Genomic DNA, 24,518 nt, shown 5'->3' on the forward strand with positions numbered 1-24,518 from the left:
TCTGCGGCTACCGGCTTTCCGACTACTTGCCGGCCGAGGACAGGCCGACGGAGACGTAGTCGATGCCACCGGAGTACCCGGCGTGCGAGTACGCACCGGCGACGTTGGCTCCGACGACCATGACCGTCTTCTCGAACAGCAGCGGCACCGTCGGCACGAGCTTCTGGATCTGCTCGTCGAGCGCGCCCCAAGCGGCGTTGGCCTCGTCGGTGTCGGTCATCGCGCGGATCTCGGCGATGCGCTCGTTGACGGCGGGGTCGTTCAGCTGCGCGATGTTCGAGTTGCCCTTCGGGAAGATCTGCGAGCCGTCGAAGAGCGGCGGCAGGAAGGTCGAACCGGAGGCCCAGTCCGGGCACCAGCCGGTGATGGCGGCGTCGTTCTGCTGCGACGTCGTGCCGATGACCTCGTAGTAGGTCGAGGTGTCGATGAGGTTGAAGTTCACCGTGATGCCGGCCTTCGCGAGCGCCTGCTGCACCGCCTCGGCCTGCGCCTGCATCTTGGGCTGGCTGCGGATGTCGAGCGTGAAGGAGAAGCCGTCGGGGAGGCCCGCCTCGGCGAGGAGTTCCTTGGCCTTCTCCGGGTCGCCTGCGTTGTCCTTGCTCGGGTAGAGGTCGAACTCGGTGTGACCGGCGACGGTGGGCGGCAGCATGGTGGTCGCGATGTCCGCGAGCTGCGATCCGCCCGAGGCGTCCTTCACCGACTCGCGGTCGATGGCGTAGGCGATGGCCTGGCGGACCAGCGGGTTGTCCATGTTCGGCTTGGTCGTGTTCAGACCCATGTACGTGGTGCAGCCCTGGAGACCGGCGATGGTCCGTGCCTTGAGTGCCGGCGTCTGGATCCGGGAGATGGAGGCCGCCTGGACGGATCCGGCGATCGCGTTCGCGTCGTCACCCTGGCCGGCGATCATGCGCTCGTCGATGGTCGAGGCGTCGAGGCCGAAGGTGAAGTCGAAGCCGTCCGGGTAGGCCTTGCGGACGTCGTCCGTCTTCGGGTCCCACGAGTCGTTGCGGACGAGCTTCAGCTGCGAACCGCGCTCGTAGCTGTCGACCTTGTAGGGGCCGGAGGCGATCGGCATCTTGTCGAGGCTCGTCGTCGTCACCCGCTCGGTGTCGGCCGGGAAGGGCGTGAAGCTGTTCTGCCCGACGACGCTCGCGAAGTCGGCGAACGGCTCCTTGAGCGTGAAGACGATGGTCTGGTCGTCCGGCGTCTGGATGGACGGCAGGTCACCCGTGATGTACGGGCCCTCGTACGAGTCCGTGCCGGCGATGGTGAGTCGGGCGTAGGGCGATCCGACGGCGATGGCCGGGTCGAAGGAGCGCTCGACGCCGAACTTCACGTCCTTGCTCGTGATCGGCGTGCCGTCCTCGAACTTCAGGTCGTCCTTGAGCGTGAACGTCCACTGGAGGCCGTCGTCGCTCACCGTGCCGAGGTCGGTCGCGAGGTCGGGGACCATCTCGGTGCCCTTGGCGCCCTCGCCCGTGGACTGCGTCGTCAACGTGCGGTAGATGAGGCGGTAGAAGTTGTTCACGCCGCCGTCGAAGCCCTGGACCGGGTCGAGGTGCGAGAAGTCCGCGTTCAGGAGGACGTCGACGGTGCCGCCCTTCACCGGGGTGCTGGACGGTCCGTCACCTCCCGAGCCCGAACCCGCGGAGGTACACCCCGCGAGGAGGAGGACGGCCGCCGCCGCGAGGGCGGGGATGGAGAATCGTTGCTTCATGACGCTCTGCTTTCGTGTCGATCGGGCGGGTCGCCCGCGGGTGGAGAGGGTGGAGCGGGGTCGGGGGACGGGAGGAGGTCAGTGGGCGCGGAACCAGACGCGCATGGCACCCGGTTCGCGGTTGCCCCAGAGGGCGTAGGGGATGAGGGTCGCGGTGGTCTGCGTCACCGTGGCCGGCGGCGCGACCTCGGCGAGCGGTGCCGTGGCGGGCTCGGCGTCGGGCGCACCGGACAGGACCGGGTAGAGCACGGCCGGAGCGGGGGCGTCGACGGCCGCCGGGACGAGGAGCGCGACGGCGTCGATCCCCTCCCGGTCCAGGATCCGACGGTGCTCGACGACCGCGCGATCCGCGTCGGCGCCGGAGAACCGCAGGAGGTCGAGGTCCGCCGTCGTGTCCTGCTGCTCGGCGCAGGAGACGATCGGTCCGCGGACGAAGGCGATCGAGCCGCGGAGGGCGTCGACGGAGGGGTGCGCACCGTGCGCCCGGACGGGCATCGGGAGGTCGAGTTCCACGGTGTCGCCGGCACGCCACCACCGCCGGACACGGATCCACCCGTCGACGGGTTCGAGCGGCGCGGTCGATCCGCCCACGCGGATGGAGCCACCGACGACCCACGCGGGGATGCGGATGGCGAGCTCGACCTCGTCGTCGGCGGCGGTGTCCACCGTCACGGTGACCGCTCCGTCCCACGGATACGCGGTGTCGACGGTGACGGAGAGTCGCTCGGTCGTGATCGACGCCGCGGTGAGGTGGGCGACTTCGACACCGGCGGGGGTCGACGTCGCGAGGTGATCCTGCAGCTCCGCGGTCCAGCGCACGATGTTCGGCGGGCAGCACGGGCAACCGAACCAGCTCCGTCTGAGGAGTTCGCCGTCCGCCTCCGCCCCCGACCGCTGCAGGTGGTCGGGGCGACGCTGCAGCGGGTTGTCGTAGAAGAAGGCCATGCCGTCCGCGGAGAGGCCGGCAGCGTACGCGTTGTAGAGGACGGTCTCGACGGTGTCGAGGACGGCCGCCGACCCGGTCGCGAGGTACAGGCGCCAGCCCCACTGCATCACGGCGATCGCCGCGCACGTCTCGCTGTAGGAGCGTTCGGACGGCAGCTCGTAGCGGTCGCCGATCGCCTCGTCGGAGTGTCGACTCCCGAGGCCGCCCGTGAGGTAGAGCTTCGTCTCCACCATGTCGTCCCAGAGCCGCTGCAGCGATGCGAGCAGCTCCTGGTCGCCGCGTTCGAGGGCGACGTCGGTCGCTCCGGCTGCCAGGTACGCCATGCGGACGGCGTGTCCGGTCACGGAGTCGAGGTCGCGCAGTGGGGCCGAGTCCTGGAAGTACTCGGCGGGGAAGACCCGGAGCTCGACCGTGCCGTGACCACGTCGGTCGACGAATGCGGTCGCGAGCTCGAGGTAGGACCGCACGCCGGTCTCGCGGAACAGCTCGACCAGGGCCATCTCGACCTCAGGGTGCCCGCACACCTGCGGGTCGCCGTCCGGTCCGAACCGTTCGACGGCGAGGTCGGCGAAGGCCCGGGCGACGTGCAGCAGACGGTCGTCGCCGAGACGACGCTTCGCGGCGATCGCCGCCTGGATGAGGTGCCCGAGGTTGTACAGCTCGTGGCCCCAGGCGAGGTCCTCCCAGGGCTCCTTCTCGATCTCCGGAGCCTGGAAGTAGGAGTTGAGGTACCCGTCGTCGCGCTGCGCGGCTTCGATGACGCCGACGGCCTCCTCGTAGAAGTCGCGGACATCGCCGGGTGCCGCCCCGACGAGCTCGTCCTCGGCGAGCAGGTAGGCGAGGCCTTCGAGGGTCTTGAAGACGTCCGTGTCGAGGAACGGGTAGCGCCCGCGGAAGCGCGACGTGCCGTCGCCGGGGTCGGCGATCCGGGCGAGGTTGTCGAGGTTGCCGGCGAGGCGGAGCTGCTCGATCGAGTGCGGGACGGTGGCGCCCCGGTTCCGACGCTGCCACGCACCGAGTTCGCCGTCTCCCAGCGCGACCTGTCCGGCGCCCAGCGGGATGCGGACTCCGGCGATCGGTGCGACGGCGGCGTAACGGCCTCCCGCGTGCACCGCGGTGCTCGCTGCTCGGGCGTCTTCGTCGAAGCTCATGGGCGACAGGCCTTTCTGTACCGTGTGACACAGTACACGGATCCGGGTTTGTGGTGGGTGACACATTACTCACCTGCTCCAGCGGACTGTCAAGCGCCGACGACCGATTCCAGGAGATGGAAACACAGCCGTAACGCGCCGCTCCCAGCAGACTTCTCGCCAGATGCGCTACGCTGGAGGAACTTGCGTGCGATCGCGCCATCCGGTGCGGTACTCGCTTGCGTCGTAGAACGCTCCCTCTCTCCCCTGCACGGCACCCAGCGGTGCATGCCAGGGTCGATGACACTTCATACGGCGAACGGATGCGCGACCTGCGCCTTCGCCACCTCCCACCAGCGACGACGCCGACGGAAGCACGCCGTACCATCCACGTGAGTCATCACGTGCGTGGTCATCCCGGCAGTGCCCGCTACCGCACACGAGTGCGCCGGCAGCCGTCATCGAAGCTCGTGGCCGTGCCTGAAAGAGACACACACCCATGACCGAAGCAACCATCACCTTCGACGCCCTCGGCGTCCCGGCACCGCTCGTCGCCTCCCTCGCGAAGGACGGCAAGACGAGCGCATTCCCCATCCAGATCGACACGCTCCCCGACACCCTCGGCGGACGCGACGTCCTCGGCCGCGGCAAGACCGGCTCCGGCAAGACCCTGGCCTTCAGCATCCCGATGGTCGCCCGTCTCGGCGGCGCCCTCGCCGGTGGCAAGCGCCGCCCGGGTCGCCCGCTCGGACTGGTCCTCGCACCGACGCGCGAGCTCGCCACCCAGATCGCCGCGGTCATGCAGCCGCTGGCCGACGCCTACTCGCTGAAGACCACCACGATCTTCGGCGGCGTCTCGCAGAAGCGTCAGGAAGAGGCGCTCCGCGCCGGCGTCGACATCGTCATCGCCTGCCCCGGCCGCCTCGAGGACCTCATGAAGCAGGGCTTCGTGAACCTCGACGCCGTGGAGATCACCGTCCTCGACGAGGCCGACCACATGGCCGACCTCGGCTTCCTGCCGGTCGTCACGCGCATCCTCGACAAGACGCCTCGCGGCGGGCAGCGTCTGCTGTTCTCCGCGACGCTCGACAACGGCGTGGACAAGCTCGTCCGCAAGTTCCTGCAGAACGAGGTGCTCCACTCCGTCGACGAGGCGAACTCGCCGGTCGCCGCGATGACGCACCACGTCTTCACGACCCCCTCGGTCGAGTCGAAGAAGGACCTCATCCAGGCCCTCGCCTCGGGTAGCGGCCGTCGCATCCTCTTCATGCGCACGAAGCACCACGCCAAGAAGCTCGCGAAGCAGCTCACCGACTCCGGCATCCCCGCGGTCGACCTGCACGGCAACCTCTCGCAGGTGGCCCGCGACCGCAACCTCGCGGCCTTCAGCGCCGGGACCGCCAAGGTCCTCGTCGCCACCGACGTCGCCGCCCGCGGTGTGCACGTGGACGACGTCGAACTCGTCATCCACGTCGACCCGCCGACCGAGCACAAGGCGTACCTGCACCGCTCGGGCCGCACGGCTCGTGCGGGCAGCGCCGGTGACGTCGTCACCCTCGCAATCCCCGGCCAGATGGAGGACCTCAAGAAGCTCCTCCGCAAGGCCGAGATCAACGTCACCCCGCAGGCGGTCACCGCGACCTCCCCGGCGGTCCTCGAGCTCATCGGCGACGTCGCCGCCTACGTGAAGCCCGCGCCGCGTGCGGCCGTGCAGCAGCAGGGTGGTGGCGGTGGTCGCTCGCAGGGTGCCAACGCGCAGCGCAAGCGCGCAGCCCGCGACGGCAACGGCCTCGGCAACGGTCATCGCGACCGCGACGGCGCCCGTGCCGGCGCGAGCCGCGACAGCGCTCCTCGCGAGGGCGGCCAGGGCGGCGGCGGTCGTCGTGGCGGTCGTCCCGCCGGCGGCAACGGCGGTCAGGGCGGACAGCGCTCCGGCGCCGGTCGCTCGGGCGGTGCCCGTGCGGGTGCCGGTGCCGCCACCGGTGGCAGCCGCACGCACTACAGCACCGGCTACGCCGCGAACTCGGGCGCTCCCGCCGAGTCCTCGCGCCCCCGGACCAACCGTCGCGCGTCCAGCGGCAACTAGCAGCGAACCGCTCGAACGAAGCGCCGTCCACCGCAGGGTGGGCGGCGCTTCGCCGTTCGCGGACCCGCTCGATTTCGCGAGACGGGGGCGCTCGGGATACGGTTCCACCATGAACGTCAACGCAGTCGTCCGCCCCGTCCGCGACGTCGATGCCGAGTCCCTGGGACGCGTCCACGCCACGTCCTGGCACGAGACCTACGACCACCTCATCAGCGCTGCGACGCTCGCGAAGCTGTCGCCGCGTCGTATGGCCGAGCTCTGGACGCACTGGGCTGCGCAGGGCCCCGAGTACACGCACTTCGCGGCCCTCGTCGACGGCGAGATCGTCGGGTTCTCCGGCTCGGGTCCGGCCCGCGAGGAGGACGCACCCCGCGAGCGCGAGCTGTACTTCATCTACCTGCTGGACGCGTGGCACGGCACCGGGATCGGTCAGCAGCTGTTCGACGCCGCCATCCCCGACGGTCAGCCGTCGTTCCTGTGGGTCGCCGCGGACAACCCGCGTGCGCACCGCTTCTACCAGCGCAACGGGTTCGTCCTCGACGGTGGGGCCAAGACCGAGCCGTTCCTCGGCGAGATGATCGACGAGGTCCGCTACACCCGCTGACGCGCCCCGGTCCCTGAGCCGCTCCCCCGGTCCCTGAGCCGCTCCCCGGTCCCTGAGCCTGTCGAAGGGCTAGCGCAGCCGGCCGACGGAGGCGAGGGCCGCGCGGAGGAGCGTGCCTCGGCCGCCCTCCATCTCGGCGGCGATGGCGTCGGAGGACGCCGCCTCGGGCGTCATCCACGTGAGTTCGAGCGCGTCCTGGCGGGGTTCGCAGGTGCCGGTCACCGGGACGACGTACGCCAGGGCGACGGCGTGCTGCCGGTCGTCGGAGTACGGCGACAGGCCCGGCAACGGGAAGTACTCGGCCACCTGGAACGGCACGGGCGACGCAGGGAGCAGCGGGAACGCCATCGGACCGAGGTCCTTCTCCAGGTGACGGAAGAGCGCGTCGCGGATCGTCTCGCCGTACATGACGCGACCTGAGACGAGCGTGCGCGTCATCTCGCCGAGCGCCGTGGCCCGGAGCAGGACGCCCACCTCGGTGACGACACCGAAGCCGTCGACGCGGACCGGCACGGCCTCCACGTACAGCAGCGGGAGCCGGCGGCGGATCTCCTCGAGTTCGACGTCCGACAGCCAGCCCGGATTGGAATTGCCGGGGAGATCGGGTTCCGGGTTGGGATCAGGGGTACGAACGCTCATAGCTCCTTCATACCGTATGGAGCCGAGCGGCGATCCAGGTGGGCGGCGGTTCGACCGGACACCGCGCCCGACCCGCGGCGGGATCATACGGGGCCACGCGGCCGCGCGCGACGCCGGTCGCGGTGTCGGTGGGGTGCAGGATGATGGAACCCATGACCGAGGTGCTCGAGCGCTTCTCCCCCGCGACGCGCGACTGGTTCGAGGGGGCCTTCGTCGCGCCCACGCCGGCGCAGGCGGGTGCCTGGGACGCGATCTCCCGCGGCGCCAACGCCCTCGTCGTCGCGCCGACCGGTTCGGGCAAGACCCTGTCCGCGTTCCTCTGGTCGATCGACCGTCTGCTCTCCGAGGCCATCGCCGAGCACGCCGTCCGGCCGCGCACCGGCGTCCCGCTCACCGGGCTCGAGGCCGACGAAGCGGAGGCCGCCGCTGCCCAGCGCGAGCGCTCCCGCGGCACCCGTGTCCTCTACATCTCGCCGCTGAAGGCCCTCGGCGTCGACGTCGAGCGCAACCTCCGCACCCCGCTCGTCGGCATCGCCCAGGCGGCGCGCCGCCTCGGCACCGAGCCACCCACCATCAGTGTCGGCGTCCGCTCGGGCGACACCCCGTCCGCCGACCGCCGGGCGATGGCCAAAGAGCCACCGGACATCCTCATCACCACCCCCGAGTCACTCTTCCTCATGCTCACGAGCGCGGCGCGGGAAACCCTCCGCACGGTCGACACCGTCATCATCGACGAGATCCACGCCGTCGCCTCGACGAAGCGCGGCGCGCACCTCGCGGTGTCGCTCGAGCGGCTCGACGCCATGCTCGAGAAGCCCGTGCAGCGCATCGGGCTCTCCGCCACGGTGCGCCCCGCCGAGGAGGTCGCGCGGTTCCTCGGAGGCCGCGCACCGGTCGAGATCGTGGCCCCGCCGGCCGCGAAGACCTTCGACCTGCACGTGGTCGTCCCGGTCGACGACATGACCGACCCCGACGCCGGCATGCGGACACCCGGCGAGGCCGACGAGGACGGCAGCGGTGGCGGGTTCACCGGGTACACCCCGAACAGCGACGGCGGCGGCGAAGACCGCGTCGGCAGCATCTGGCCGCACGTCGAGGAGGCGATCGTCGACCGCGTGCTCGCGCACCGCTCCACCATCGTGTTCGCCAACTCCCGTCGGCTGGCGGAGCGACTCACGGCCCGGCTCAACGAGATCAACGAGGCCCGACTCAGCGACGCCACCCTCACGACCCCCGGTGCCGGGCGTCCACCGGCGCAGCTCATGGCCCAGAGCGGCCAGACCCGAGGCTCGACGAGCGTCGCGGCCGCAGCCGCCCGGCCGGCCACCGAGGAGAGCGACGACGACATCCCCCTCCTCGCACGCGCCCACCACGGATCCGTCTCCAAGGAGCAGCGCGCGGGCATCGAGGAGGACCTCAAGTCCGGCCGCCTGCGCTGCGTGGTCGCGACCTCGAGCCTCGAGCTCGGTATCGACATGGGCGAGGTCGACCTCGTCATCCAGGTGGAGTCCCCGCCGAGCGTCGCGAGCGGCCTGCAGCGGGTCGGCCGCGCCGGCCACCAGGTCGGCGAGGTCTCCCGGGGCGTCCTGTTCCCGAAGCACCGCGCCGACCTCATCAGCACCACGGTCGCGACCGAGCGGATGGAGGCCGGGCTCATCGAGGCGATCGAGGTCCCCTCGAACCCGCTCGACATCCTCGCGCAGCAGACGGTCGCGGCGGTCGCGCTCGACGAACTCGGTGTGGAGGACTGGTTCGAGACGGTCAAGCGCAGTGCCCCGTTCGCCTCCCTGCCCCGCTCGGCCTTCGAGGCGACGCTCGACCTCCTGGCCGGGCGCTACCCCTCCGACGCCTTCGCCGAACTGCGGCCACGGATCGTCTGGGATCGCGACGCCGGGGTCCTGACCGGTCGGCCGGGGGCCCAGCGCCTGGCCGTCACGAGCGGCGGCACCATCCCCGACCGCGGGCTCTTCGGCGTGTTCATGGTCGGCGAGTCGGGTGCCGGCGCGCGCGTCGGCGAGCTCGACGAGGAGATGGTCTACGAGTCCCGCGTCGGCGACGTCTTCGCCCTCGGCGCCACGAGCTGGCGCATCCAGGAGATCACCCACGACCGCGTGCTCGTGACGCCGGCGTTCGGCCAGCCGGGGCGACTGCCGTTCTGGAAGGGCGACGGCATCGGTCGCCCGGCCGAGCTCGGTCGCGCCATCGGCGCCTTCGTGCGCGAGCTCGACACCACCGGAACGGGCTCCACCCCACGTCTCGAAGCGGCCGGCCTCGACGAGCGAGCCATCAGCAACCTCGTCGCCTACGTCCGCGAGCAGCGCGAGGCGACGGGCGTCGTCCCGAACGACACGACCCTCGTCGTCGAACGTTCACGCGACGAACTCGGCGACTGGCGGGTCATCCTCCACTCCCCCTACGGACTCCGTGTGCACGCCCCCTGGGCGCTCGCGGTCGGCGCCCGGGTGCAGGAGCGGCTGGGGGTCGACGGCTCGGCGGTGGCGAGCGACGACGGCATCATCGTCCGCCTACCCGACACCGAGAGCGAGCCGCCGGGAGCGGAACTCTTCGTCTTCGAACCGGAGGAGCTCGACGCCCTCGTCACGCAGGAGGTCGGCGGCTCGGCATTGTTCGCCTCGCGGTTCCGCGAGTGCGCCGCCCGTGCCCTCCTGCTCCCGAACTACTCGCCGCAGAAACGCTCGCCCCTCTGGCAGCAGCGCCAGCGGTCGGCGCAGCTCCTCGAGGTCGCGAAGCAGTACCCGACGTTCCCCATCATCCTCGAGACGCTCCGCGAGTGTCTCCAGGACGTCTACGACCTCCCGGCCCTCGACCACCTCGCGCGTGAGCTGCAGTCGCGCGCGATCCGCATCGTCGAGACCACGACCGATCAGCCCTCGCCCTACGCCCGTTCGCTCCTGTTCGGCTACGTCGGCGCGTTCATGTACGAGGGCGACAGCCCGTTGGCCGAGCGCCGGGCCGCGGCGCTCGCGGTCGACAGCACCATGCTCGGCGAGCTCCTCGGCCGTGTCGAACTCCGCGAACTCCTCGACCCGGGCGTCATCGAGCAGACCGCGCTCGAGCTGCAGCGTCTCGACCCCGAGCGACGACTCAAGGGGATCGAGGGCGTCGCAGACGCGCTGCGAATGCTCGGCCCGCTCACCATCGACGAGATCGCGGCCCGGACGACCTTCGACGGCGTCACCGTCTCCGCCGACGGCGAGGCGAGTCGCGGCGACGACCCGCAAGCCTGGTCCCCCGATCCGGCTCGCTCGGCGGCCGCCGTCGCCGAACTCGAACGCTCGAAGCGCGTCATCCGGGTCCCGATCGCCGGCGAAGAGCGCTTCGCCGCGATCGAGGACGCCGGCCGACTCCGCGACGCGCTCGGGACCCCGCTGCCCATCGGTGTACCGGTCGCGTTCACCGAGCCGGTCGCCGATCCGTTGGGCGACCTCCTCGCCCGCCACGCGCGCACGCACGGGCCGTTCACGACCGGGCAGACGGCCAGGCGCTTCGGTCTCGGGACCGCGGTGGTCCAGCACACGCTCGCCCGGCTGGCCGACGCCGGCCGCGTGGTCAAGGGCGAGTTCCTCCCCGCCGGCCGGCAGCTGGTGGGCGAGGACGACGACGCCGACCGCAGCCCCACCGATGCGACGGAGTGGTGCGACGCCGGCGTGCTGCGTAAGCTCCGCATCCGTTCGCTCGCCGCGCTGCGGCACGAGGTCGAGCCGGTCGAACAGCAGGCGTTCGCCCGGTTCCTGCCGGTGTGGCAGCACCTCGGCGGGACGCTCCGCGGGGTCGACGGCGTCGCGACGGTCATCGACCAGCTCGCCGGCGCGCCCATCCCGGCGTCGGCCTGGGAGTCGTTGATCCTGCCCTCACGCGTCGCCGACTACAGTCCCGCGATGCTCGACGAACTCACCGCGACGGGCGAGGTCGTGTGGTCGGGCAGCGGGTCGATCCCCGGCAACGACGGCTGGGTCGCGCTCCACCTCGCCGACACGGCGCCACTCACGCTGCCCCTCGCTCCGACGCCGCACACCCCCGACGCCCTGCAGACCGAACTGCTCGCAACGCTCGGCGGAGGCGGCGCGTACTTCTTCCGGCAGCTTGCGGAGTCGGTCGGCTCGACGGACGACAAGCTCCTCGTCGACGCCCTGTGGGAGCTCGTGTGGGCCGGGCTCGTCACCAACGACACCTTCTCACCGCTCCGCACGCTCGTGGGTTCCGGCTCGGGGAACTCGGCGCACCGGGTGCAACGGCAGACCCCGCGATCGAAGCTGTACCGTGGCCGCAACATGCAGCGCCCCTCGATGTCGACGCGGGCGAGCCAGACCCTCGGCGGCCGGTGGTCGATCCTGCCGCTGGCCGAGCAGGACGCCACCATCCGTGCCGTCGCCACGGGCGAGACCCTGCTCGAGCGGTACGGCGTCGTGACGCGCGGGTCCGTCGTCGCGGAGGGCGTGACTGGCGGCTTCGCCCTCGCCTACCGCGTGCTGAAGCAGTTCGAGGAGAACGGTCGCTGCCGTCGCGGATACTTCGTGGAACGCCTCGGCGGGGCGCAGTTCGCCTCCTCCGGAACCGTCGACCGCCTGCGCGGGTTCATCCGGACCGACGACGAGCCACCGCTCGACGCCGTCACTCTCGCCGCGACCGACCCGGCGAACCCCTACGGCGCCGCCCTCGGTTGGCCGGGCCAGGAGGTCACCGGAGTGAAGCACCGGCCGGGGCGGAAGGCGGGTGCGCTCGTCGTCCTCGTCGACGGAGCACCGGTCTACTACCTGGAACGCGGTGGCAAGACGGCGCTCGTGTTCTCTGAGGACGACGACCAGCTCCGCGCCGGGGCGCGTTCCCTGGCGTCCACGGTGCGCGCTGGTCGCATCGAGAAGCTCGGCATCGAGCAGGTCAACGGCGCCTTCGTGCTCGGCACCCCGACGGGCCACGCCCTCCGCGACGCCGGATTCGTCGAGACGCCGCGTGGATTGCGGCTCCGGCGTGGGTGAACCGGCTCGCGGCCGTCCCGCCACGGGTTGCGCCGGACACCCTGCCGGTGGCACCGTAGCCGGAACGGACGGAGCGGTTCATGCCAGAAGGTGACACGGTCTTCCAAGCCGCGCACCGGTTGCGGCAGGCGCTCGCCGGCGAGGTCGTCACCGGCTTCGACCTGCGGGTGCCCGCCTTCGCGACCATCGACCTGCGGGGCGACGTCGTCCACGACGTCATCCCACGTGGCAAGCACCTCCTGCACCATATCGGCGACCACACGCTCCACACGCACCTCAAGATGGAGGGGTTGTGGCACGTCTACCAGCCGGGCGAGCACTGGCGGCGGCCGGCCTGGAAGGCGCGCGCGATCGTGTCGACGCAGCACTGGGTGACGGTCGGGTTCGAACTCGGCCTCGTCGAGGTGTTCCCCTCGCGCGAGGACGAAGAGCGCTTCGGCTGGCTCGGTCCCGACCTCCTCGGACCGGACTGGGACGAGGAGCGTGCCATCCACAACCTCGAGGCCGACGGCCGCGAGATCCACGTCGCGCTGCTCGACCAGCGCAACCTCGCGGGGCTCGGCAACGAGTACGTCAACGAACTCTGCTTCATCCGCGGGGTCCTCCCGACGAGGCCCACCGCGGAGGTCGACCTGCCGGGCGCCGTACGCCTCGGCTACCGGCTCATCAACGCCAATCGCGACCGCCGCAACCGCGTCACGACGGGCGACACGAGGCCCGGCCGGAAGACCTGGGTGTACTCACGCGACGGTCAACGCTGCCTCCGCTGCGGCACCCGGATCCAGCGGGGCAAGCTCGGCGCCGACCCCACCGCGCTCCGCGACACCTACTGGTGTCCCCACTGCCAGACCTGACCCGACTGCAAGCTGCCGGTCCCTGAGGCACCATCCCCGGTCACCGAGCCCACCACCACCGGTCACCGAGCCCACCACCACCGGTCACTGAGCCCACCACCACCGGTCACTGAGCCTGTCGAAGTGCAGCCCCGCCCGACTCACCCCACCCTTCGACAAGCTCAGGGACCGGAATATGTTCACGAACCAGAAGGTCACCGGTCCCCGAGAGCCATCATCATCGGTCACTGAGCCTGTCGAAGTGCAGCCCCACCCGACGCACCCCACCCTTCGACAAGCTCAGGGACCGGAAGGTTCCCCGGTCCCTGAGCTTGTCGAAGGGGCGTCCCGGTGCCGCCGGCCACTGATCCACCCGATCGGGAGCGACAGCAGCAGGAGGTACAGCGCCTGGGCGCCGAGCCCCGGCACCGTCGCGGCGAGGACGCCGGCGAGCAGCATCAGGCCGATCGGGAACCACACGAGCACCCACGGTTGGCGCGGCGCGGCTGCCGCTTCGTCGCTGAGCAGCCCGTCCCGCTCGACGACCACCTGCTGGAGTCGCACCGCGACCATCGACACGAGCATCGTCGCGATGTAGAGCGTCGGTGCGCCGCGGTCGTCACCCGTCCCGTCGAAGAGGAGCACCGTCGGCAGCGGCAGGAACACGATCCCGGCGAGCCAGAGGAAGTTCAAGGTCACGAGCCGCGTCGAGTATCCGACGGTGCGCTCGAACAGGCGGTGGTGGTCGCGCCAGAAGTTGGCGATGACGACGAAGCTCAGCGCGGCCGCGGCGAGGCCGGTCCAGTTGTGGCCGAAGAACGCGACCACGGAGCCGTCGTCGTGTTCCTGGGCGAGGTCGACGAGCGGGAGGATGATGAGCGTGATCGCGATCGCGACGACGGCGTCGCTGAAGTTGACGACGCGGTCGAGCCCTCGCTCCGTCGTCGGACCGGGTCGACGGCGGCCCGTCGGACGCCCATCCTCGCCGGCCATCGTCAGCTCACGTCGGCGTCGTCGGTCGCGGTCCCCTGCACCATGGCGACCCAGCGGGCCAGGAAGGCCGCACCAGCCTCGTCGTGGATGAGCGTCGGGTGGGTCAGCACCGGGTATGGCTTCTCGGGGACGCCGTCGGCGGGGCGGACGTCGACGTGCGCGACCTCGTACCCGTGCTCGAACAACCAGTCGGCCATCGCGTAGTCGCTCCGGGAGTCGCCGACCGTGCGCCAGGCGAGCGGGAGCGCACCGCCGTCGGCCTCGAGGAGTTCGAGCGCGCGCTCGGCGCCGAGGTCCTTGCCGAGCCGGACCGACTCGATGTCGGTGGAGATGATCGTCGGATCGATGCGGTACTGCACGAGGCCGGCGTCGTCCGGGTAGCGGCCGGGGGCGTGCTCGACCCCGAACCCGCGACGGGCGAGTTCGGCTCTGGCGTCGTCGTCGAAGTGCTTCCGCACGACCGCGTAGTCCGCTGCCGGCACCTCGACGTGCTGCTCGACCGAGACCATCGCGCGCTTGGTGTGGTCGAAGAACACCGTCTCGGCGTACCGTTCGTCGACGAGGCGCTCGATGGCATCGCCGTAGCCCTCCGGCATCGCGACGTCCTGATCGAGACTCAGCTCGTCGACCCCGGCAGCCGAGAACCCGAACCACACGGCGCCCTTCTCGCAGATGCCGTAGAGCCGGACGTCGTCCGCGAGCCCGGCGGCCAGGAGCGGTGGGACGACCACCTCGCGAAGGAACGCGTCGCTCCGCCCGGTGTTGAAGGCGATCGGGACCCCGGCGTTCGCGAGCGTCGCGAGGTCCTGCGCGATGCTCGGGAGGTTGATCGTCCGGGTGATCGGACTGGCGATGGGGCCGTCGACGTCGAGCAGGAGACCGAGGATGGGGCGGGACGCGTTCACAGGTTCAGCCTAACGAGCACCCGGCGTGGATAGACTCACTCCACCATCACCGGTGTTCGAAGGAGATCACTCGTGTTCATCAGCCCGCATCCCGACGTCGAGATCCCCGACCTGAGCGTCTACGACACCCTGTTCGGCGGCATCGCCCCGAGCGACCTCGACCGCATCGCCCTCCGCGACGGCACGACCGGCGCCGAGACGAGCTATCGACAGCTCATCGGCCAGATCAACGCGCTGGCCGGTGCCCTCGCGGCGGCCGGCATCGGGGTCGGCGACGTCGTGGCCCTCCACGCGCCGAACGTACCCGCCTTCGCGACCGTGTTCCACGGCATCCTGCGCGCGGGCGCGACGGCGACGACGGTGAACGGCCTCTACAACGCCGAGGAGATCGAGGCGCAGCTGCGCGACGCCGGCGCGACGATGCTGTTCACCGTCTCCCCGCTGCTCCCCCAGGCCTGGGCTGCGGCGAGCGCCTGCGGCATCCCCTCCGACCGCGTCGTCGTCCTCGACGGCGCGGAGGGGCACGCCTCGCTGAGCGACCTCCTCGTGCGCCGCCTCCCCGCGCCGGACGTCTCGTTCGACCCGGCCACACACGTGGCGGTGCTGCCCTACTCCTCCGGCACGACGGGCCGGCCGAAGGGCGTGATGCTCTCGCACCGGAACCTCGTCGCGAACGTGCAGCAATCGATCCCCCAGCTCGGCATGGTCGCCGACGACCGGATCCTCGCGGTCCTGCCGTTCTTCCACATCTACGGCATGACGGTGCTGCTCAACCTCGCCCTGTCGCGGCGCGCCTCGCTCGTGACCATGCCGCGGTTCGACCTGGCTGAGTTCCTCCGGATCATCCAGGACTTCCGCTGCAGCTACGTGTTCATCGCCCCACCGATCGCGGTGGCGCTGGCGAAGCACCCGCTCGTCGACGAGTTCGACCTCTCGAGCGTCCACACGATCTTCTCCGGTGCCGCGCCGTTGGACGCGACGCTCGGGCGGGCGGTCGAGGAGCGTCTCGGCTGTCGGATGCGACAGGGCTACGGCATGACCGAACTCAGCCCGGTCAGCCACGCGATCGCGTTCCAGGCCGAGGGGGCGTCCCTCGACAGCGTCGGCACGACGCTCCCGAACATGCAGTGCCGGATCGTCGATCCGGAGACCGGCGCCGAAGTGGACTACCCCGCCGAGGGCTCGGACGAGGAGAGCGCGGCGGGCGAGCTGCTCTGCGCCGGCCCGAACGTCATGCTCGGGTACCTCGGCAACGAGGAGGCCACCCGCGAGACCCTCGAGGCCGACGGCTTCCTCCACACCGGCGACATCGCGACCGTGCGCGGTGACGGCACCGTGCGGATCATCGAGCGGTTGAAGGAGCTCATCAAGTACCACGGCTACCAGGTGGCCCCGGCGGAGCTCGAGGCGCTGCTGCTCGGCCACCCGGCGGTCGCCGACGCGGCCGTCATCGGGGTGCTCGACGATGAGGGCCAGGAGGTACCGAAGGCGTTCGTGGTCCTGCAACCGGGCCAGGACGTCACCGCCGAGGCACTCATGGCATGGGTCACGGAGCGGGTCGCCCCGCACAAGAAGATCCGGCGCGTGGCGTTCGTCGACGTCATCCCGAAGTCGACGTCGGGGAAGATCCTCCGGAAGGACCTCCGGGCCGCGGAGGCGCTCCAGCGCGCTCAGTGATCGACTGCCGCTCAGCGACCGACGGCGGCGACCATCCGGTCGAAGGCCGCGTCGAGCTCCGGCTCGGCCGGCTGCCAGTGCGGGTTCGCGTCGTGGAACGCGACCATCTCCGCCGCGCCGTCCCAGAACGGGACGGCGGGCCGGAACTCCGGGACGAGACTGCGGATGCGGGTGTTGTCGAAGACCATCGGGAACGCCTTGTCGCCGAGGAGCGTCGGCCCGAGGGGCGGGTGGACCTCCGCGATGACGTCGGACGGCACGTGCACGATGTCGGCCTCCACGCCGGCCGCCTCCGCGATCCATCGGGTGATGTCGTTCCAGCTCGGTGCGTGGTCGCCCGTGATGTGGAAGGCCTCCCCGAGCACGTCGCGACGACCCAGCAGACCGACGAACCCGACCGCGAAGTCCTCGGTGTGGGTGATGGTCCACAGGGTCGTCCCGTCGCCGTGCACGACCACCGGCTTGCCCGCGCGCATGCGGTCGAGGTCGGTGCGCCGGCCCATCGTGGGGATGAGCGTCCGGTCGTAGGTGTGTGACGGGCGCACGATCGTCGCCGGGAACCCCTGCTCGCGGTAGGCGTGGACGAGGACGTCCTCGCAGGAGATCTTGTCGCGCGCGTATTGGGAGAACGGGTTCCGGAGCGGCGTCGACTCGACGACGGGCAGGCGCTGTGGCGGCTTCTGGTAGGCCGACGCGGAGCTGATGAACACGTACTGGCCGATCCGACCGGCGAAGCGGTCGATGTCCGCCTGCACCTGCGGCGGCGTGAACGCGGTGAACTGCGCCACGACGTCGAACTCGCGCGAGCCGAGCGTCTCGGTCACCGCGTCGGTGTCGCGCACGTCCGCGCGGAGGAGCTCGACCTCCTCGGGGAGGGGGCGGACGTGGGACAGGCCGCGGTTCAGGACGGTGACGTCATGGCCCAGCGACACCGCTCTGGCGACCGACGCCGAGGAGATGATGCCACTGCCGCCGATGAACAGGATGCGCTTCGTCGTCATTGGTCCATCCTCGCGCACCGTCCCCCGACTCGCCCAGGCCTTCCCAGGATCGGGAGGTCCGTCGTGGGCACTTCGACAAGCTCAGTGACCGGGAGAGGTCTACCCGGACTGGGTCAGCGCTCGCGCTTGACGAACGCCATGGCACCGACGACGAGGGCGAGCAGCACCCCGGAGACGAGTCCCCACACGACCGGCGCCTCGGGTCCGAGGATCAGGAGCATCAGCAGCGCGGCGAGCGCGAGGACCCCGGCGACGACGAGCGCCGTCGTCCATTCGTTCCATCGCATCCCACCAGCCTAGGCTCCCGTCGCCCAGGCCGGGTGGCGCGGGAGCCACTGAGACGGACCGAGGGGACCGCTCAGCGGTGCTCGGCGAGCAGCTCCGCGGTCCGTTCCCAGAGCCCGCGGGCGAGGGCGACGTCGTCGGCGAGCTTGTTGGTGCGTGCGGGCTTCCGCTTCACGAAGTAGCCGCCCGAGGTCCAGTCGAGGCCCGGCTGACTTTCGGCGAGCCAGAAGAGGGTGTCGGCGCCCTCCTCGGGGGTGTTCAGCAGGCGACGACCGAGCGGGTTCGCATACAGGAACCGCATCGCGCCGTCGGGCGCGCTGGAGAAGTTCGTCGAGATGACCCCCGGGTGGAACGCCGCGGCGGACAGTCCGCGCGGGCCGTACCGGCGGTCGAGCTCCTTCGTGAAGAGGATCTGCGCCAGCTTCGCGTTGCCATAGGCACGCGTGGGCGAGTAGGAGCGTTCGGCGTCGAGGTCGTCGAGGTCGAGCTTCCCGAACAGGCGGTTGGCGACGCTCGAGGTGTTGATCACCGTCGCCTCGGACTCAAGGAGGCGGTCCAGCAGGAGGTGGGTGAGGAGCGCGGGTGCCAGGTAGTTGATCTGGAACGTCTGCTCGTGGCCGTCGGCCGTGACCCGGCGGTCGGCGCCGAAGATCCCGCCGGCGTTGTTGGCGAGGACGTCGATCCGCGGGTACCGCTCGAGGAGCTGTTCGGCGAGGAGCCGCACCTGCGCCAGTTCGGCGAAGTCGGAGATGAACGAGGCAGCCCCGATCCGCTGCGCGACGGCCGCGGTCTTCTCCGGGGACCGCCCGACCACCACGACCTGCTCGCCCGCGTCCGTCAACGCCTTCGCGGCCGCAGCACCGATGCCGTCGCTGGCGCCGGTGAGGACGATCACCCGGTCGCTCACGCGGAGGACTTCCGGGGGCGGGGTTCGCTGACGTTGGTCGGGCGCGCCCGCTGGTCGATGTCGGGGACCTCACGTCCGATGGCGAGGTCGCCGGTCTTGTTGGCGTCCTGCATCATCGACTCGAGCCAGCTGCGGTTGAGCTCCGGACGCTCCTCCTGGTCGAACTCGAACTGCAACGAGATCGACGGGTGCACCCAGATCGTCACGCGTCCGCCACCGGTCTCGAGCGAGCGCGGCCAGGAGATCGTGAAGGACTCGTTGCGCCGCAGCTTCATGACCGCGATCGACTTCACGTGCGCGAGCATCCGGTCGTCGAGTTCGAGTTCTCGCGATGAACTCCCGTAGATCAGCTTTCCCACCAGATGTCTCCCTCTGTGCCGGTCGTCTCGCGCACCCTCGAATCAGGGCATCACGACGCCCGAGCACACCGGGCGTTGCCCCCATCGTAGGCGACCGAAGGATCGCCGTCGTGCCGGTTGACGGGCGGGCGAAGGCCCAGTTCAGGGGGCCTCGGTGTTGTCCCCCATGCCCTCGCGGATACGTCAACTTCCGCGGAAAATCAAGGGATTTCAGCCCTGTTTCGTGAACCTGGCAAAGCCCTGGGTGGCGACGGAATCGACCAAACCGCGGTTCGCGCTGCCCCCGAACGGCGTGCATGACCGTGAAGCCCGAATCTTCCGTCGTGCACCCGAGCCAGCCGTCCGTCCCCGAACGATCCGTCGCTCCGGGAACGCGTCCCCGCCGTGCACGCCAGCCGTTGCGTCTCCCCAAGCTCGTCTCCCAGCTGGTCACCTTCGGCCTCGTCGGTGGCACCGCGTTCGTCGTGGACGTCGGCGTGTACAACCTCCTCCGGTTCACCGTGCTCGACGACAAGCCGATCGGCGCGAAGGTGATCTCCGTCGCCGTCGCCACGATCGTCGCGTGGCTCGGCAACCGGGCGCTGACGTTCCGGACCGAGCACCGCCGCGCGGTGTGGAAGGAGGGCGCCCTCTTCGCGCTCATGAACGTCCTCGGTCTCGGGATCGCGGCGGGGTGTCTCTTCGTCTCGCACTACGTCCTCGGCTACACCACGCCGCTCGCCGACAACATCGCGGGCAACGGCGTCGGACTCGTCCTCGGCATGGTGTTCCGCTTCCTCGCCTACCGCTTCGTCGTCTTCCGACCCGCCGAGTCGGCGACCGATCGCCGTCGCAGCACGACGACGCAGGGGACGACTGTTTCGAGCCCGGCCGCATCGGCACCCGCCGCCGCACCGCGCACCACGACCCCTCGTCGATCCGCACCGACCCACGCACTGCCGACCTCTGGAGGCCTGTCCTGATGGCACCCGCACTCGCACCGCTGCTCGGAGCGCTCGCGCTCATCCCCTCCCGCCCGTTCGCCGCCGCGGACGAGCCCGCTCCCCTGCTGACCCCGCAGCCCGCGGCACCCACGGAACCGCTGCCGAACCGCGGCACCCTGGTGGACCCGGCGTCGGCGGCCGACCCCGGCTCCTGGAGCATCGGTGAGTGGCTCGGCTACGGCACCATGCTGCTATTCGCCGCCGCGCTGACGATCGTCGCCGTCACCACGCTCTACTGGATGCTCCACGCCTGGCGGTCGACAGGCCACCTGAAGAACACGGGGTTCGCCGCGGTCCCGCTGCCCGCCAAACACTCCTTCACCCTGCTCGTCCCCGGTCGGCATGAGGAGGAGGTCATGGGTCAGACCCTCGACCGCCTCGCCGAACAGGACCACCCCGACTTCGAGATCATCGCGATCGTGGGCCACGACGACCCGGGGACCGAGCGCGTCGTCCGCGAGGCCGCCGCCCGGCACCCCGACCTCATCAAAGTGGTCGTCGACGACAGCGTGCCGAAGAACAAGCCCAAGGCCCTCAACCGGGCGCTGCAGATCGCCCGTGGCGACGTCGTGGGCGTGTTCGACGCCGAGGACGAGGTGCATCCGCGCCTGCTCACGCTCGTGGACTCCCGCTTCACCGAGAGCGGCGCCGACGTCGTCCAGGGCGGCGTGCAGCTCATGAACTTCCAGTCGAGCTGGTGGTCACTCCGGAACGTGCTCGAGTACTACTTCTGGTTCCGGTCGCGCCTGCACTTCCACGCGAACTCCCGCTTCATCCCGCTCGGCGGCAACACGGTGTTCGTGAAGAAGACCTGGCTCGACTGGTCGGAAGGCTGGGACGACGGCTGCCTCGCTGAGGACTGCGAGCTCGGCGTCCGACTCTCGAGCGCCGGCGCGACGGTCGTCGTGGCCTATAGCCCGGAGGTCGTCACCCGCGAGGAGACGCCAGGCACCCTGCAGTCGCTCTACAAGCAGCGCACGCGCTGGAACCAGGGATTCCTGCAGGTCCTGAAGAAGGGCGAATGGCGCAAGCTGCCGACGTTCCGTCAGCGCATGTTCGCCCGCTACCTGCTGTCGATGCCGTTCCTCCAGGCGGCGACCGGGCTCCTCATCCCCGTCTCGGTCCTGCTGGTGCTGTTCGCGAAGGTCCCCGCGCCGATCGCGCTCCTCACCTTCATCCCGCTCGCGCCGACGATCGTCACCCTCGCGGTGGAGGCCTCCGGGCTCGGCGAGTTCGGCCGCCTCTACGGCCAGAAGGTCCGCCTCCGCGACTACGCCCGGCTGATCCTCGGCACCTTCCCGTACCAGATCTTCCTCGGCCTGGCCGCCGTCCGTTCCGTCTTCCGCGAGTGGAAGGGCGACCACTCCTGGGAGAAGACGGAGCACACCGGCGCCCACCGCAGCGAGGAGGTCGCCGAGGCCACCGAGGCCGCTCCCGTCTCCGTCGACCTGCCCGACCGCGCACCCGAGCTCGTCCTCAAGAACGGAGCAACCCGATGACCGGCATCCTCGAACGACCGGCCGCCCCCGGCCGACCAGAGCTCCACCTGGAGAGCGACCGCCTCGGCTGGCTCACCTCAGGGCCACCGGCACAGCGAGGCCCCGGCGTCGTGCGCCGCTGGCTCTCGCGCCACGGTCGCACCCTGGCCTTCCTCCTGCCCGTGCTCGCCATCGCCGCCGTCGTGCAGGCCATGAACATGGGCGGATCCCCGCAGCGCATCGACGACGAGGGCACCTACACCGCCCAGGCGTGGAGCGTGCTGAAGCTCGGCGAACTCGCCCACTACACCTATTGGTACGACCACCCGCCGCTCGGCTGGCTGCAGATCGCGGCCTACACGGGGCTGACCGGCGCGTTCGACCGCTACGACATCGCCGTGGTCGCGGCACGTGAGGCCATGCTGGTCGCGACGCTCATCGCCGTCGTGCTCGTGTGGGTCCTCGCCCGCCGCCTGCACCTCAGCCGGGCCATGGCCGCCGTCGCCGCACTCGTGTTCGCGATCTCGCCGCTCGCCGTGCAGTTCCACCGCACCGTCTACCTCGACAACGTCGCGGTGCCCTGGCTCCTCGGTGCCTTCATCCTCGCGACGAGCCGCAAGCACCAGCTCGTCGGCTTCGCGGGTTCCGCCGCCGCGTTCGGCATCGCCGTGCTGAGCAAGGAGACCTTCCTGCTCGCCCTGCCCTTCCTCGCCTGGACCATGTGGCGCGCGGCTCGGAAGGAGACCCGCCGGTACACGCTGCCGGTCGCCGCGACGATCGTCGTCGTCATCGGCTTCACGTACGTGCTCTTCGCCGCCATCAAGGGCGAGCTCATCCCCGGCCCTGACCGGGTGAGCCTCCTCGGCGGCGTCTTCTTCCAGCTCGGATCCCGCGTCGCGAGCGGGTCGCTGTTCGACCCGGAGAGCCTGTCGGCGAAGACCCTCGGCATGTGGTGGCAGTTGGACGCGGCACTCCTCGTCGCCGGAGCGGTGGCCGCCGTCGCCGGACTCTTCATCTCGCGGCTGCGTGTCATCGCCGCGATGACCGTCTTCCTCGGCCTGTTCATGCTGCGTCCGGGCGGCTACCTGCCGGTGCCGTACGTCATCATGCTGCTGCCGTTCATGACGATCCTCATCATGGGTGTGACCGGCGCGGCCATCCGCCGGTTCCGTCGCCGCTCGACCGTCGAGGCCGGTGCACCGCGCCGTCGTCTCCTCGGCGGACGCGCGGCCGGAGCCGTCTGGCTCGCCGCCGTGCTCGCGGCAGCCGTCGTCGCCGTCCCGAACACGGCGACCCAGCTCCGCGGCTTCCTCCTCGCCGACCTCGACAAGCCGGTCCGGCAAGCCCAGCAGTGGGTCCAGACCAATGTGCCGAAGGAGTCCCGCGTGATCGTCGACGACGCGATGTGGGTCGACCTCGTCGAGAGCGGCTTCGATCGCGACAACGTCATCTGGTACTACAAGATGGACACCGACTCCGCCGTCCAGGCTCAGTCGCCCAACGGCTGGCGCGACGCCGACTACATCGTCACGACCGACTCGATGCGGACCTTCCCGACCACCTTCCCCGAGGTGAAGGGTGCGATCGACAACTCCGAGCTCGTCGCGACCTTCGGCTCCGGGACGCAGGCCGTCGAGGTCCGCCGCATCGACGCCGACGGACTCGACGCGGCAGCCGAGCAGGCTGCTGGACGAACGGCGGCTCGGGCGGCGCTCGGCGCGCAGCTCCTCCTGAACCCCTCGCTCAGCGTCTCGGCGGAGGCCTCGCAGACCGTGAGCGACGGCCAGCTCGACTCCCGCGCCCTGCTGGCGCTCGGTCAGGTGCTCGCCACGACGCCGGTCCGGCTCGAGAGCACCCCGGTGCTCGACGGCGAGACGGGCGACGTGCGCCGGACCATGGTGCTCCGCACCGGCACCGAGGCGGGCGACAGCCGTCTGGCCGACTCCATCCGCTTGATCCAGGGCGACTACGCGGCCGACCGCGTCGAGCAGACGGCGGCCGGCGTGCGGGTCACCTACTCGGTCGTCGAACCCGACGTCGTCCGCTGACCACCGTTCCGAGCACCGGCTCGAGCCGGACGCCCGGGCCACCCGAACCCCCGAACCACCCGAAGAACAGGAGTTCCACCATGCGAACCACCACCACGAGGCGAATCGCCCTCAGCGGCCTCGCCGCCGTAGCGACGGCAGCACTCATCGGCTTCGGCACCACCGCCGCGAGCGCCGCCACCACCGATGCCGCAGGCTCCGGCTGGATCCGCGTCGGGCACCTCTCGGCCGACACCAAGACCGTCGACGTGAAGCTGTCGGCACTCTCCGGCGGCGCGACCGTGTTCGAACTCGACGACGTCGCCTACGGCCAGGTCTCCCCCTACACCGACCTGGCCGCCGGCACCTACGTGGTGTCGATGGTGCCCGCCGGGTCGCCCGACAGCACGAAGCCGGTCATCAGCACCAACGTGACCATTACGGCCGGGGAAGCGGCAACCGTCGCGGCCTACGGTCCCAACAAGGACCTGCAGACGAAGGTGTTCGAGGACGACCTCACCGGTCCGGCCGAGGGTGCGGCGCGCATCCGGCTGATCCAGGCGTCGACCGATGTGAAGAGCGTCGACGTCAGCACCTCGACCGGCATGCCCATCGCGAAGGGCGCCACCACCGGGACGGCGACCGACTACGCGAGCGTCCCCGCCGGCCCGTGGGATCTCAAGCTGACCGGCGGCAAGCAGGCGGCGGAAGCCTCCGTGAACCTCGCGCCGGGCACCGTGAGCACGCTCTTCGTGCTCGACAACGCTGCAGGTGGCGTCACCCTCATGCCCGTCCTCGACAGCTCAGCGGCGGGTGACGCTCCCGAGGGTCCGGTGGAGACCGGTGGCGGCGGACTCGCCAAGGAGTCGTCGACGCTCGGGTCCGTCCTCGACGACCTCGACGCGAAGCTCGCCCGGCTCGTGCGCGACCTCGGGACGGCGGTGAGCTGAC

Annotated in this window: 18 protein-coding genes; 9 read left to right on the forward strand and 9 right to left on the reverse strand. The window is 70.7% G+C overall.

Going from position 1 to position 24,518, the window contains the following annotated elements:
- Positions 1-22 precede the first annotated feature (22 nt).
- A complete protein-coding gene (locus ACZZZB_RS05190; protein ID WP_079705216.1) occupies positions 23-1,717 on the reverse strand; it encodes an ABC transporter substrate-binding protein in 1,695 nt (564 codons plus the stop codon).
- A gap of 78 nt (positions 1,718-1,795) precedes the next feature.
- A complete protein-coding gene (locus ACZZZB_RS05195) occupies positions 1,796-3,814 on the reverse strand; it encodes a glycoside hydrolase family 127 protein (RefSeq protein WP_463529123.1) in 2,019 nt (672 codons plus the stop codon).
- A 478-nt stretch (positions 3,815-4,292) separates the two neighbouring features.
- Here ACZZZB_RS05195 and ACZZZB_RS05200 point away from each other — a divergent pair, with 478 nt between their 5' ends.
- The gene (locus tag ACZZZB_RS05200; protein ID WP_192018667.1) at positions 4,293-5,879 is read left to right on the forward strand and encodes a DEAD/DEAH box helicase; all 1,587 of its coding nucleotides are present in this window, start codon (positions 4,293-4,295) and stop codon (positions 5,877-5,879) included.
- A gap of 109 nt (positions 5,880-5,988) precedes the next feature.
- Positions 5,989-6,483 (forward strand): GNAT family N-acetyltransferase, encoded by a 495-nt coding sequence (locus tag ACZZZB_RS05205; protein WP_085511004.1) that lies wholly within the window; start codon positions 5,989-5,991, stop codon positions 6,481-6,483.
- Positions 6,484-6,552: 69 nt separating this feature from the next.
- Here ACZZZB_RS05205 and ACZZZB_RS05210 read toward each other — a convergent pair whose 3' ends face one another.
- Positions 6,553-7,122 (reverse strand): NUDIX hydrolase family protein, encoded by a 570-nt coding sequence (locus ACZZZB_RS05210; protein ID WP_064294286.1) that lies wholly within the window; start codon positions 7,120-7,122, stop codon positions 6,553-6,555.
- A 152-nt stretch (positions 7,123-7,274) separates the two neighbouring features.
- Here ACZZZB_RS05210 and ACZZZB_RS05215 point away from each other — a divergent pair, with 152 nt between their 5' ends.
- Together ACZZZB_RS05215 and ACZZZB_RS05220 are read left to right on the forward strand one after the other, a co-directional pair.
- Positions 7,275-12,119 carry an ATP-dependent helicase gene (locus tag ACZZZB_RS05215; protein ID WP_463529124.1) on the forward strand — a complete coding sequence of 1,615 codons (4,845 nt, stop codon included), beginning with the start codon at positions 7,275-7,277 and terminating at the stop codon, positions 12,117-12,119.
- Between the two features lie 80 nt (positions 12,120-12,199).
- On the forward strand, positions 12,200-12,973 hold the full coding sequence (locus ACZZZB_RS05220) for a DNA-formamidopyrimidine glycosylase family protein (RefSeq protein ID WP_274499490.1): 774 nt from the start codon (positions 12,200-12,202) through the stop codon (positions 12,971-12,973).
- 279 nt (positions 12,974-13,252) lie between these two features.
- On the opposite strand, the gene ACZZZB_RS05225 is transcribed toward ACZZZB_RS05220, so the two are convergent.
- Both ACZZZB_RS05225 and ACZZZB_RS05230 read right to left on the reverse strand, forming a co-directional pair.
- Positions 13,253-13,945 carry a TMEM175 family protein gene (locus tag ACZZZB_RS05225; RefSeq protein WP_463529125.1) on the reverse strand — a complete coding sequence of 231 codons (693 nt, stop codon included), beginning with the start codon at positions 13,943-13,945 and terminating at the stop codon, positions 13,253-13,255.
- 2 nt (positions 13,946-13,947) lie between these two features.
- Positions 13,948-14,850, reverse strand: coding sequence for a hypothetical protein (locus ACZZZB_RS05230; protein WP_202939390.1), 903 nt, complete (start codon positions 14,848-14,850; stop codon positions 13,948-13,950).
- A gap of 72 nt (positions 14,851-14,922) precedes the next feature.
- Between ACZZZB_RS05230 and ACZZZB_RS05235 the strand changes: the two genes are divergently transcribed.
- A complete protein-coding gene (locus ACZZZB_RS05235; protein WP_463529126.1) occupies positions 14,923-16,527 on the forward strand; it encodes an AMP-binding protein in 1,605 nt (534 codons plus the stop codon).
- An 11-nt stretch (positions 16,528-16,538) separates the two neighbouring features.
- Here the strand turns inward: ACZZZB_RS05235 and ACZZZB_RS05240 are convergent, their stop codons facing one another.
- The 4 genes from ACZZZB_RS05240 to ACZZZB_RS05255 all read right to left on the reverse strand — a co-directional run bounded on the left by ACZZZB_RS05240 (position 16,539) and on the right by ACZZZB_RS05255 (position 19,079).
- The gene (locus ACZZZB_RS05240) at positions 16,539-17,528 is read right to left on the reverse strand and encodes an SDR family oxidoreductase (RefSeq protein ID WP_463529127.1); all 990 of its coding nucleotides are present in this window, start codon (positions 17,526-17,528) and stop codon (positions 16,539-16,541) included.
- A 113-nt stretch (positions 17,529-17,641) separates the two neighbouring features.
- On the reverse strand, positions 17,642-17,815 hold the full coding sequence (locus ACZZZB_RS05245; protein ID WP_194644038.1) for a hypothetical protein: 174 nt from the start codon (positions 17,813-17,815) through the stop codon (positions 17,642-17,644).
- Between the two features lie 71 nt (positions 17,816-17,886).
- The gene (locus tag ACZZZB_RS05250) at positions 17,887-18,720 is read right to left on the reverse strand and encodes an SDR family NAD(P)-dependent oxidoreductase (RefSeq protein ID WP_124768771.1); all 834 of its coding nucleotides are present in this window, start codon (positions 18,718-18,720) and stop codon (positions 17,887-17,889) included.
- Positions 18,717-19,079, reverse strand: a complete 363-nt coding sequence (locus ACZZZB_RS05255; RefSeq protein WP_079705204.1) for a DUF7882 family protein — start codon at positions 19,077-19,079, stop codon at positions 18,717-18,719. Before ACZZZB_RS05255 ends, ACZZZB_RS05250 begins: the two co-directional genes overlap by 4 nt.
- Before the next feature lie 296 nt (positions 19,080-19,375).
- On the opposite strand from ACZZZB_RS05255, the gene ACZZZB_RS05260 reads away from it, so the two are divergent.
- From ACZZZB_RS05260 to ACZZZB_RS05275, 4 genes are all read left to right on the forward strand, one after another.
- Complete coding sequence (locus ACZZZB_RS05260; protein WP_463529128.1) at positions 19,376-20,041, forward strand: GtrA family protein; 666 nt, start codon at positions 19,376-19,378, stop codon at positions 20,039-20,041.
- Positions 20,041-21,561 carry a glycosyltransferase family 2 protein gene (locus ACZZZB_RS05265; RefSeq protein ID WP_463529129.1) on the forward strand — a complete coding sequence of 507 codons (1,521 nt, stop codon included), beginning with the start codon at positions 20,041-20,043 and terminating at the stop codon, positions 21,559-21,561. Before ACZZZB_RS05260 ends, ACZZZB_RS05265 begins: the two co-directional genes overlap by 1 nt.
- On the forward strand, positions 21,558-23,588 hold the full coding sequence (locus tag ACZZZB_RS05270) for an ArnT family glycosyltransferase (RefSeq protein WP_463529130.1): 2,031 nt from the start codon (positions 21,558-21,560) through the stop codon (positions 23,586-23,588). Before ACZZZB_RS05265 ends, ACZZZB_RS05270 begins: the two co-directional genes overlap by 4 nt.
- 80 nt (positions 23,589-23,668) lie before the next feature.
- The gene (locus ACZZZB_RS05275; protein WP_463529131.1) at positions 23,669-24,517 is read left to right on the forward strand and encodes a DUF4397 domain-containing protein; all 849 of its coding nucleotides are present in this window, start codon (positions 23,669-23,671) and stop codon (positions 24,515-24,517) included.
- Position 24,518 lies beyond the last annotated feature (1 nt).

Source organism: Plantibacter sp. AC185, from assembly GCF_979258065.1.

Bases quoted from the DNA above. Each gene is read 5' to 3' on its own strand.
- ACZZZB_RS05190 (WP_079705216.1), bottom strand. From the start codon at position 1,717: ATGAAGCAACGATTCTCCATCCCCGCCCTCGCGGCGGCGGCCGTCCTC.
- ACZZZB_RS05195 (WP_463529123.1), bottom strand. From the start codon at position 3,814: ATGAGCTTCGACGAAGACGCCCGAGCAGCGAGCACCGCGGTGCACGCG.
- ACZZZB_RS05200 (WP_192018667.1), top strand. From the start codon at position 4,293: ATGACCGAAGCAACCATCACCTTCGACGCCCTCGGCGTCCCGGCACCG.
- ACZZZB_RS05205 (WP_085511004.1), top strand. From the start codon at position 5,989: ATGAACGTCAACGCAGTCGTCCGCCCCGTCCGCGACGTCGATGCCGAG.
- ACZZZB_RS05210 (WP_064294286.1), bottom strand. From the start codon at position 7,122: ATGAGCGTTCGTACCCCTGATCCCAACCCGGAACCCGATCTCCCCGGC.
- ACZZZB_RS05215 (WP_463529124.1), top strand. From the start codon at position 7,275: ATGACCGAGGTGCTCGAGCGCTTCTCCCCCGCGACGCGCGACTGGTTC.
- ACZZZB_RS05220 (WP_274499490.1), top strand. From the start codon at position 12,200: ATGCCAGAAGGTGACACGGTCTTCCAAGCCGCGCACCGGTTGCGGCAG.
- ACZZZB_RS05225 (WP_463529125.1), bottom strand. From the start codon at position 13,945: ATGGCCGGCGAGGATGGGCGTCCGACGGGCCGCCGTCGACCCGGTCCG.
- ACZZZB_RS05240 (WP_463529127.1), bottom strand. From the start codon at position 17,528: ATGACGACGAAGCGCATCCTGTTCATCGGCGGCAGTGGCATCATCTCC.
- ACZZZB_RS05245 (WP_194644038.1), bottom strand. From the start codon at position 17,815: ATGCGATGGAACGAATGGACGACGGCGCTCGTCGTCGCCGGGGTCCTC.
- ACZZZB_RS05260 (WP_463529128.1), top strand. From the start codon at position 19,376: ATGACCGTGAAGCCCGAATCTTCCGTCGTGCACCCGAGCCAGCCGTCC.
- ACZZZB_RS05265 (WP_463529129.1), top strand. From the start codon at position 20,041: ATGGCACCCGCACTCGCACCGCTGCTCGGAGCGCTCGCGCTCATCCCC.
- ACZZZB_RS05270 (WP_463529130.1), top strand. From the start codon at position 21,558: ATGACCGGCATCCTCGAACGACCGGCCGCCCCCGGCCGACCAGAGCTC.
- ACZZZB_RS05275 (WP_463529131.1), top strand. From the start codon at position 23,669: ATGCGAACCACCACCACGAGGCGAATCGCCCTCAGCGGCCTCGCCGCC.